This window comes from Bacillus haikouensis, from assembly GCF_013179555.1.
Classification (GTDB): Bacteria; Bacillota; Bacilli; order Bacillales; family Bacillaceae_B; genus Rossellomorea; species Rossellomorea haikouensis_A.
Map to the genome: position 1 here is coordinate 1 of NZ_JABMCR010000159.1, position 10,166 is coordinate 10,166.

11 protein-coding genes are annotated in these 10,166 nt (G+C 43.0%); all 11 read left to right on the plus strand.

What is annotated here, in order from left to right; translation table 11 throughout:
- Positions 1-186 (plus strand): MazG nucleotide pyrophosphohydrolase domain-containing protein (locus HP456_RS14925; protein WP_281358053.1); only part of this gene is annotated, 186 nt, incomplete at its 5' end.
- Complete coding sequence (gene dapB / locus HP456_RS14930) at positions 173-943, plus strand: 4-hydroxy-tetrahydrodipicolinate reductase (protein WP_172252466.1); 771 nt, start codon at positions 173-175, stop codon at positions 941-943. The genes HP456_RS14925 and dapB, both read left to right, overlap by 14 nt.
- A gap of 14 nt (positions 944-957) precedes the next feature.
- Positions 958-1,365 carry a methylglyoxal synthase gene (mgsA, locus tag HP456_RS14935; protein WP_172252468.1) on the plus strand — a complete coding sequence of 136 codons (408 nt, stop codon included), beginning with the start codon at positions 958-960 and terminating at the stop codon, positions 1,363-1,365.
- A gap of 1 nt (position 1,366) precedes the next feature.
- Positions 1,367-2,071 (plus strand): bacillithiol biosynthesis deacetylase BshB1, encoded by a 705-nt coding sequence (gene bshB1, locus HP456_RS14940; protein ID WP_172252470.1) that lies wholly within the window; start codon positions 1,367-1,369, stop codon positions 2,069-2,071.
- Positions 2,072-2,074: 3 nt separating this feature from the next.
- The gene (gene bshA / locus HP456_RS14945; protein WP_172252472.1) at positions 2,075-3,196 is read left to right on the plus strand and encodes an N-acetyl-alpha-D-glucosaminyl L-malate synthase BshA; all 1,122 of its coding nucleotides are present in this window, start codon (positions 2,075-2,077) and stop codon (positions 3,194-3,196) included.
- Positions 3,197-3,241: 45 nt separating this feature from the next.
- Positions 3,242-4,441: a CCA tRNA nucleotidyltransferase gene (locus HP456_RS14950; protein ID WP_172252484.1), complete on the plus strand. Its 1,200-nt coding sequence runs from the start codon at positions 3,242-3,244 to the stop codon at positions 4,439-4,441.
- Positions 4,417-5,397 (plus strand): biotin--[acetyl-CoA-carboxylase] ligase, encoded by a 981-nt coding sequence (locus HP456_RS14955; protein ID WP_172252474.1) that lies wholly within the window; start codon positions 4,417-4,419, stop codon positions 5,395-5,397. Before HP456_RS14950 ends, HP456_RS14955 begins: the two co-directional genes overlap by 25 nt.
- A gap of 371 nt (positions 5,398-5,768) precedes the next feature.
- A complete protein-coding gene (panB, locus tag HP456_RS14960) occupies positions 5,769-6,608 on the plus strand; it encodes a 3-methyl-2-oxobutanoate hydroxymethyltransferase (RefSeq protein WP_172252476.1) in 840 nt (279 codons plus the stop codon).
- Entirely contained in the window at positions 6,605-7,474 is an 870-nt protein-coding gene (gene panC, locus HP456_RS14965; protein WP_172252478.1) for a pantoate--beta-alanine ligase, read from the plus strand. The genes panB and panC overlap by 4 nt, the downstream gene beginning before the upstream one ends.
- Positions 7,467-7,850 (plus strand): aspartate 1-decarboxylase, encoded by a 384-nt coding sequence (panD, locus tag HP456_RS14970; protein ID WP_172252480.1) that lies wholly within the window; start codon positions 7,467-7,469, stop codon positions 7,848-7,850. Before panC ends, panD begins: the two co-directional genes overlap by 8 nt.
- A 615-nt stretch (positions 7,851-8,465) precedes the next feature.
- A partial coding sequence (locus tag HP456_RS14975; RefSeq protein ID WP_172252482.1) for an exonuclease domain-containing protein occupies positions 8,466-10,166 on the plus strand: 1,701 nt, incomplete at its 3' end.

The window sequence follows — 10,166 nt, forward strand, 5'->3', positions numbered from 1 at the left end:
AATACCGAAAAAGAAAAAACTGTTGAAGAAGAACTTGGTGATGTCTTATTTGTGCTCCTCTGTCTGGCTAATTCTCTGAATATCAGTCTTGAGGAAGCACATAATCGTGTTATGCATAAATTTAATACACGTGATAAAGATCGTTGGACAAGAAAAGAAGGCGGTGAAGATCATGAAACAAATTAAAGTGACCATTGCAGGGCCGAGAGGAAGAATGGGCAAAGAGGCCGTTGACCTCGTCCAGAACACCCCCCATTTTACACTGATCAGCGTGATCGATCATAAAGGCGAGGCAAGCCTTGACGTTCCTGTTTATAAGGAAATAACAGAATGCTTCAACGAGGAAACTCCTCATGTATTGATTGATCTGACGACACCTGAAGTCGGATATATACATACGAAAACTGCATTGGAATATGGGGTCAGGCCGGTCGTTGGAACAACAGGCTTTACGGCGGAGGAACTCTCCGAACTAAAGGCACTTGCCGAGTCCAGGGAACTTGGCTGTATCATTGCTCCAAACTTCGCAATTGGTGCGGTATTAATGATGAAGTTTTCACAAATGGCTGCAAAGTACTTCGAAGATATTGAAATCATCGAATTGCATCATGACCAAAAACTGGATGCTCCATCAGGAACTGCGGTTAAAACAGCTGAAATGATCAAAGAAGTAAGGGAGCCAAAAACACAGGGACATCAGAATGAAAAGGAATCTATTTCGGGGGCAAGGGGAGCCAATATCGACGGCATGCATATCCATAGTGTCAGGCTGCCTGGATTGATTGCCCATCAGCAGGTGATGTTCGGTGCCGAGGGACAAACACTTACAGTGCGTCATGATTCATATAACAGAGCAAGTTTCATGTCGGGGGTCAAAGTTTCAGTTGAAACCGTCATGAACCTGAATACACTTGTATATGGTTTAGAAAATATTTTGGACTAGAGGGTGAAGCGCTGATGAATATTGCTTTGATAGCTCATGATAAGAAAAAGGATGACTTAATCCGCTTTGTTCTGGCGTATCAGCCGATCATAGAGAAATACTCTTTGTTTGCCACTGGTACAACCGGAAAAAGGATATCCGAAGAAACAGGATTATCGGTACACCGTTTCCGTTCCGGTCCATTGGGTGGGGATCAGGAAATTGGGTCCTATATTGCAAATGATAAAATGGATCTTGTCCTGTTCTTCAGGGATCCGCTAACCGCACAGCCCCATGAGCCTGATGTGTCAGCCCTTATAAGACTGTGTGATGTATATTCTGTCCCTTTAGCGACAAACATGGGAACAGCTGAAGTATTGGTGAAAGGGCTTGATAGAGGGGATATACAGTGGAGAAGCGTCAAAAAAGAAAGGGAGGATTAAGGTGACAGAAGAAAGAGTGGATATCCTTGCCTTTGGTGCACATGCAGATGATGTGGAAATCGGGATGGGGGGAACACTTGCTAAATATGCAGAGGCCGGCAAAAAAGTTGTCATCTGTGATTTGACAAAGGCTGAACTTTCATCCAATGGATCGGTTCCAGTGAGGGAACGTGAAGCAATGAAAGCTGCTGAATACCTGGGGGTAAGTGAGAGGGTGACACTGGACATCCCGGACCGGGGTATCTTCCTTACTGAGGAAAATATTAATAAAGTGGTGGGGATCATAAGAAAGTATAAACCGGAAGCTGTGTTTGCTCCATATGAGCAGGACCGGCATCCTGATCACGGAAATGCCTCTAGATTGGTGAAGGAGGCATACTTTTCTTCAGGAGTACGGAAATTCAATCCTTCACTATCTGTACATAAAGCGGCAAATCTGTATTTTTATATCATCAATGGTTTTCACAGACCTCATTTTGTCATAAATATCGAGGATCAAATAGAACGGAAGCTTCATAGCCTCCGTGCTTATGAAAGTCAGTTTAACAAAGGAATAGACGGGGTTTCTACACCATTGACCGATGAATACATAGAAGCAATAGAAGCGAGAGAAAGAATGATGGGAAAAGACGCTGGAATACGTTATGCTGAAGGATTTTTCTCTTATAACACGCTCATTCTGCATCACGACTTGTTAGGAGTATGACACATGAAATTGAAAATAGGAATAACTTGCTATCCTACGGTTGGAGGGTCTGGAGTAGTTGCCACTGAGCTTGGTAAACTGCTTGCTGAAAAAGGTCATGAAATCCATTTTATTACCTCCAGTATTCCATTCAGGATAAACAAAATGTATCATAATATTTATTTTCATCAGGTTGAAGTCAATCAATACTCAGTATTTCAATATCCTCCTTATGATATTGCCCTCGCTAATAAGATGGCTGAAATAATCGTACGGGAAAATCTGGACATCCTTCATGTGCATTACGCCATTCCGCACGCTGTATGTGCCATATTGGGCAAGCAGATGGCTGACAAAGATGTAAAGATTGTGACCACACTTCACGGGACGGATATCACTGTACTCGGATATGATCCGTCACTTACGGGAGCCATTCGGTTTGGTATTGAAAAGTCAGATGTGGTAACCGCTGTATCGAATGCACTCGCAGATCAGACAACTGAACTTATCCGCCCTGATAAAGAGATTAAAACGGTATATAATTTTATCGACGAGCGGGTTTACCGCCATGTCGATTCCAGTCATTTACGGAATGAATACGGCATTCACGAAGATGAAAAAGTAATCATTCATGTATCTAACTTCCGGGGAGTAAAAAGAGTGAAGGATGTCGTGTCATCTTTTAATCTGATACAAAAAGAGATTCCGGCAAAACTTCTCCTCGTTGGGGACGGCCCTGAAATGACTGTCGTATGCAAGCAGGTGAAGGACTTAGGGCTGAAGGATCGAGTATTATTTCTTGGAAAGCAGGATAATCTCGAGGAACTATATTCAATCAGTGACTTGAAATTGCTGCTCTCAGAGAAGGAAAGTTTCGGATTGGTGGCCCTTGAAGCAATGGCTTGCGGGGTTCCGTGTATCGGCACAGATATCGGCGGGATCCCTGAAGTCATTGAAGACGGCTGCAACGGCTATATTTGTGATGTGGGAGATGTAGATGCGATCTCCTCCAAAGCTATCAGAATGCTAGGTAATGATGTACTTCACAAGTCCTTATCCATCAATGCATTTGAAACAGCGAGGACGAAATTTCATTCGAAAAAAATTATCGAGCAATATGAACAGATTTATAAAGAACTAATATAAAATAGCTACTTTGTTTCGGGTAGTGGAGAGGGTGCATATATAGTGTTGCCAACGATCTTCCAGGATGCGGTTCCTCTTTTAAAAAGAATAGAAAAAGCAGGATTCCAGGCTTATTTCGTAGGAGGTTCTGTAAGGGATCACCTTCTTGGAAGGCCCATCAATGATGTGGATATTGCCACTTCGGCTTTACCGGACGAAATAAAGGGGATATTCCCCCGTACAGCCGATATCGGTATCGAACATGGAACCGTATTGGTACTCGAACCCTCTGGTGAATATGAAATCACTACATTCAGGACTGAATCAGAGTATCGTGACTTCAGGCGCCCAAATCAAGTGGAGTTCATTCGTTCTTTAGAAGGGGATCTCCAGAGACGGGATTTCACTATGAACAGCCTGGCAATGGATGCAGAAGGTATAATCTATGATCCATTTAAAGGACAGGCGGATATCGAGCAGGGAATTATCAGGACGGTAGGGGCCCCTTCTGATCGTTTTTCAGAAGATGCTTTGAGAATGTTGAGAGGCATCCGGTTTGTCAGCCAACTCGGTTTTGAATTGGAACCTTCCACCCTGAAGGCATTGAAATCGCACCAAAACCTGTTGACACATATTGCAGTAGAACGGAAAGCGATGGAATTCGAGAAGATGATGATTGGGGATTTCAGGGATCTGGCTATAAAGCTCCTTCTTCAAACATCCCTATTTAAGCAGCTTCCTGACCTTGCCGACAAGAAAAATACAATTAAAGAGATAGCAGGCTTTCCATTATTGAAAAGTTTAAGTAAGGATCAAACATGGCTTCTTATTCTAGCGTGCATAGATGAAAGACCTGCAGAATTTTTAAAAGCGTGGAAACTTCCCTCAAAAAAAATCAAAGAGCGGACTAAAGAAATACAGATTCTTTCCATTCGTACAAAAAAAGGATGGACGAAGGAGCTTCTCTATCTTTCAGGTTTACAGAGAGCGAAAAACGTAGAAATGGTATATAACTGCATTCATTCGATTGAACCTTCAGCCATGGGCAGCCTGGAGCTTGAATACGAAACTTTACCTATCAAAAGCAGAGAGGAACTGGAGGTAACAGGCAAGGATTTGATGCAGTGGACTGGACGCACGGGAGGACCATGGCTCAAGGAGGTCCTTGGTAAGATCGAAATGGCCGTTATAAATGGAGAAATCAAGAACGAACATGAAACAATTAGGAGGTGGATCGAAACATGCAGTCCATCAGAAAAAAACTGATTCAGGCATTTTCAGAGTCAAAAGGAGACTTTTTATCAGGACAGGCGCTGGCGGATATAGCAGGGTGTTCCCGGACGGCCATTTGGAAGCATATAGAAGAGCTCCGTAAAGAAGGGTTCGTATTGGAAGCTGTCAGGAAGAAAGGGTATCGAATTATAAACACCCCAGATAGCGTAACAGAAAATAAAATCAGGCTGGGATTACAGACTTCAACTTTGGGGCAAGTCATCCATTATGAAGAATCAGTTCCCAGCACGCAGAAAATTGCACACGATTTAGCAGGTAATGGTGCCGTTGAAGGAACTCTTGTCATTGCAGATGAACAGACTGCCGGAAGAGGGAGACTCATGCGTGAATGGCATTCTTCATCTGGAAGCGGGATTTGGATGAGTCTTATATTAAAGCCCCATCTGCCTCCCCAGAAAGCACCGCAGTTCACCTTGATCACAGCAGTAGCCGTCGTACAGGCGATTGAGGAAGTCACAGAGCTTCAACCTCAAATCAAATGGCCGAATGATATCCTTATTAATGGGAAGAAAGTTACGGGGATTCTGACTGAACTACAGGCGGAATCAGACAAAATCAATTCGATCATCATTGGAATTGGAATGAATGTGAATCATTCCATCGATCATTTTCCCGCTGAAATTCGATCTATTGCCACCTCGCTTGCGATCGAAAAAGGAGATCTTCTCTCCAGGGCGGAACTTGTCCAGACTGTTTTGGAAAGAATCGAATCCCTATATACCCTCTATATGAAGGAAGGATTTACTCCCATCAAATTATTATGGGAAAGTTATGCTGTTTCAATTGGGAAACGGATAAGGGCACGTACGATCAATGGAACAGTTGAAGGCACTGCTCTGGGTATAACTGCAGAGGGAGTGTTAAAGATAAAAGATAATGATGGTACCGTTCATCATATATATTCCGCAGATATCGAAGTGAATATTTAGGAATGGCGTCTGGGAGGAGAATTGAAGATTTATCTTTATTCCCTCTCTTTTTTTTATGGTATAATTCAAATTGGGCAGTATCGAATGAACTGCACCCTTTCGCAGTACAAACAAGAATACAAAAATAATCTGCCTTGATCCATATTGGACTGGGACAGAGGGTCGAAACAATCATATTAGACACTTGGGATCCTTCTGTCATTTTTTCAGAAGGTTTTTTTATTGGGGGCTCTTTCAACGACCCGGTTGATAAGCTGCATCCGGTTCCTTTTGCACTTGAGAATCAGCACTTGAGGAATCCGAGCCTGACCAAAAAAGAAAGTGAATTCATAGATGTTTCGTCTCCTCTGACTGTAAAGAAGGAGGAAAACATGAAACAGACAACGGATTTTCTAAAAATGAAAAAGGAAGCTGAAAAGGTTACGATGCTGACTGCTTATGATTATCCTAGTGCCAAATTAACGGAAGAAGCAGGAATGGATATTATTTTGGTAGGGGATTCACTTGGCATGGTGGTGCTTGGCTACGATTCGACTATTCCTGTGACTGTCGACGATATGATTCACCATACCAAAGCTGTCAAAAGAGGCGCTCCCAACACGTTTATTGTTACAGACATGCCTTTTATGACCTACCACCTTTCAAGGGAAGACACATTAAAAGCAGCAGCAAGAATCGTGCAGGAAAGCGGTGCGAATGCTGTTAAGGTAGAAGGGGCAGGTGTGGTGATCGACCGTATTCAATCGATGACCGGTGCAGGCATACCAGTGATGGCTCATTTAGGTCTTACTCCACAGTCTGTCGGTGTTTTAGGTGGTTACAAAGTACAAGGGAAAACAGCCCATTCAGCACAAATGCTGCTTGAAGATGCGATTGAATGTGAAAAAGCAGGGGCGTTCTCAATTGTTTTGGAATGTGTACCGAAACAATTAGCAAAAGAGGTGTCGGAAGCTTTGACCATCCCTGTAATCGGAATCGGGGCAGGGAATGAAGTTGACGGCCAAGTGCTTGTTTTCCACGACCTTGTTACTTATGGCGTCGGCAGGGTACCGAAATTTGTCAAACAATATAGTAATATCTCAGAAACCATAACCTCCAGCCTGGTCGGCTATAGAGAAGATGTAAAGAGTGGAAGATTCCCTGAAGAAAAGCATTCCTTTACAATGCGTGAAGAAGAATTGCAAATGCTTTATGGAGGAAGTAAAAAGTGAAAATCATAACGAAAGTCAACACACTCCGTGAAGAAATACATCATCATAAACAATCGGGCGGAACCATCGGATTTGTACCGACTATGGGATATCTGCATGATGGCCACCTTTCACTGATTAAAGAAGCAAGGAACAATAATGATATCGTGGTCATGAGTATTTTTGTAAACCCATTACAGTTTGGACCGAATGAAGATTTCGATCGCTATCCAAGAAATATTGAACGCGACCTTAAGCTTGCGGAAAATGCGGATGTTGACATTTTATTCATGCCGGATTCCGAAGAAATGTACCCGGGGACGTTATCGGTAGCGATGAATGTAAAGGAAAGGGTTCATGTGCTGTGCGGGAAAAAGCGTGAAGGTCATTTTGATGGAGTTGTCACTGTATTGACAAAGCTTTTTCATCTGGTGCAGCCGAGAAGAGCCTATTTCGGATTGAAGGATGCTCAGCAGGTTGCCGTTGTGGAAGGTCTTGTTGATGATTATTTCTTTCCAGTGGAAATTGTGAGGGTTCGGACTGTCAGGGAAGAAGACGGGCTGGCTAAAAGCTCAAGGAATGTATATCTATCCGAGGAGGAAAGAAACGAAGCTCCCGCTATATATGAAAGTCTGAGAGGGGCCAAGAAAAAGATAGAATCCGGCGAAGTGAACACATCTGCTATTATTTCAGATGTGAAAGAATTCATTCATAACATGACTTCTGGTCAGGTCGAATATGTTGAAATCTTTACGTTCCCAGAACTGACTCCATTTCATGAATGGAATGGTGAAATAATACTTGCAATCGCAGTTCAATTCCAAAAAGCCAGGTTAATTGATAATATCATTATCTCATTGGACAAAAAGGAGAATCAGCATGTATAGAACAATGATGAACGGGAAGATACACAGAGCCCGGGTCACTGAGGCTAATCTTGATTATGTGGGAAGCATAACAATCGATCAGGATATCCTCGACAGGGTGGACATGATGGCCAACGAAAAAGTCCAGATCGTGAATAACAACAATGGGGCGAGACTCGAGACATACATCATCCCGGGTGAAAGGGGCAGCGGTATTGTTTGCCTGAACGGAGCAGCAGCAAGGCTTGTTCAGAAAGGTGATGTGGTCATCATTATCTCTTATAAGCTGGTGGCCGAGGACATGGTAAGCAGGCATGTGCCTAAAGTGGCGATCATGGATGAATGTAATCATATCGTGGAAATGCTCGGAACAGAGCCAGAAGCGACGATATACTGATTAATATATTTATTTTTGAACGATTCCAAAGAGAGTCGTTCTTTTTTTTGATGAAGGGTATACTTTGCAAACTTGTTACTTATGGTTTTTACTAGCTGTTGAATGGAGGGGCGGTCGAAGATTCCCTCGGAGAAGTTAGATACATTCAGCTCCGGGTCTTAGAGGCACATGTCATAGGTCAAAAACACCAAAAAGGCAGAATAACGCCTTTCTGGTATTTTCACCATATGCCTGTCGCCTCTGGTCAAGCCGCCTCCGCTTTTCTATTGTCCAGCTCCGGCGGCTAGAGGCTCGAGGTCATAGGTCAAAAACACCAAAAAGGCAGAATAACGCCTTTCTGGTATTTTCACCATATGCTTGTCGCCTCTGGTCAAGCCGCCTCCGCTTTTCTATTGTCCAGCTCCGGCGGCTAGAGGCTCGAGGTCATAAGTCAAAAACACCAAAAAGGCAAAAAAACGCCTTTCTGGTGTTTTCGCCATATGCTTGTCGCCTCTGGTACAGCCGCCTCCGCTTTTCTATTTATGAGCCTTCTAATTTGAATTATGGTACACTAATTTAGAAATCATATTGTATAACTGAATCATTTAAGGATTTAGATAAAGGCAGTGAGAAAATATGTATCCATTCAAATTAATCGTTGTGGATTTGGAAACAACAGGAAATTCTCCGAAAAGAGGAGAAAAAATAATACAAATTTCAGCAGTTATCATAGAGCATGGTAAGATAGTCGATCAATTCACTTCATTTGTTTCACCAGGCAAGTCCATCCCGCCTTTCATTGAAGAGCTGACGGGAATAAATGATGAAATGGTCAAGGAGGCTCCTGCCTTTCATGAAATCGCTCCTAAAATTCTGGAATTATTGGATAACGGAGTATTTGTTGCTCACAACGTGACATTCGACCTTTCTTTTTTACAATCGGAATTGGAGGAAGCCGGCTACAATACGTTTAACGGCCCTGCCTTCGATACAGTCGAATTAGCTAAAATAGCGATGCCTTCAGCAGACAGTTTTAAGCTGACGGAGCTTTCCAATTCGCTGTCATTGAGCCATGTCAGACCGCATCAGGCAGATAGTGATGCCTATGTGACAGCGGAACTTCTGCTTCACTTTATCCACAGGCTGGAGCTGCTCCCGCTGGTGACACTGGAGAAACTGAAGGTCCTCTCAGGACGCCTGAAGAGTGACTTATCATTATTGTTCGATGAGATTGTCACCCTGAAACAAAGCCATGTGGAAGATCTGCCGCTTGAACTTGAAGTACACAGGGGGATTGCACTGCGAAAGAAAAAAGAAAATGAGATAGGGCATATTTCAGTTGGAAATACTGTCGATTTGGACATCTCATCAAATCTGGAACTGCATATCTCAGCTTATGAAAAAAGGGCAGCGCAAATTCAGATGATTGATGAAGTCCGTGAATCATTTCAAGAGGAAAGACATCTCGTAATAGAAGCTGGCACAGGAGTCGGTAAATCATTGGGATACTTATTACCCTCCCTCCAATTTGCAAAACAGCGGGATGAACGGGTAGTGATAAGCACCTTTACTACTCAGCTCCAGGAACAATTGATGCAAAAAGAGATTAAGCTGCTTGAAAAAGTAAGTCCTTCTTCATTTCAGACAGTGCTGTTAAAGGGAAAAAACCACTACATAAACCTTTTTAAGTTTGAACAGTCCCTTCGTGAAGACGATCCCCAATACGATGTCGTCTTGACGAAAATGCAGATTTTGGTATGGTTGACAAGAACTGAAACGGGGGATGTGGATGAGCTGAACCTCACTTCGGGCGGTCAATTGTTCTGGAACCGGCTGCGCCATGATGGCTGGCACCTCCCGCACAGTAAGGATCCTTGGGTAGCGAAGGATTTCTACCTGAACGCAAGAAAACGTGCCCAGACTGCAGACCTGATCATAACCAATCATTCCATGCTGCTGTCGGATATCATCAACAAAGGGAATTTAATTCCTTCCTATGATTATTTAGTGATCGATGAAGCGCATCATCTTGAAAAATCAGCCAGGCAGCACTTAGGAATTGTTTTGGACTATCTTTCATTAAAGTTCTTGACTTCCCAATTGGGGACTCTTGATCAAAAACAGCTTTACTACCGTTTAGATGGGCTAATGAGTGTGTATGATATCGATGGTTCCCTCCATTCATTTGAACTGGATTCTCATGTACAAAGATTTTATATCGATTTGGAAGAAGCGATGACGGTACTTGGCAATGTGTTTTTCAAGAATGCCAAGAAGAGGACAGGTGCCCAGAAGATACAACTCAGGATATCGGAAGCGATGAAAAAGAGCAGGAGC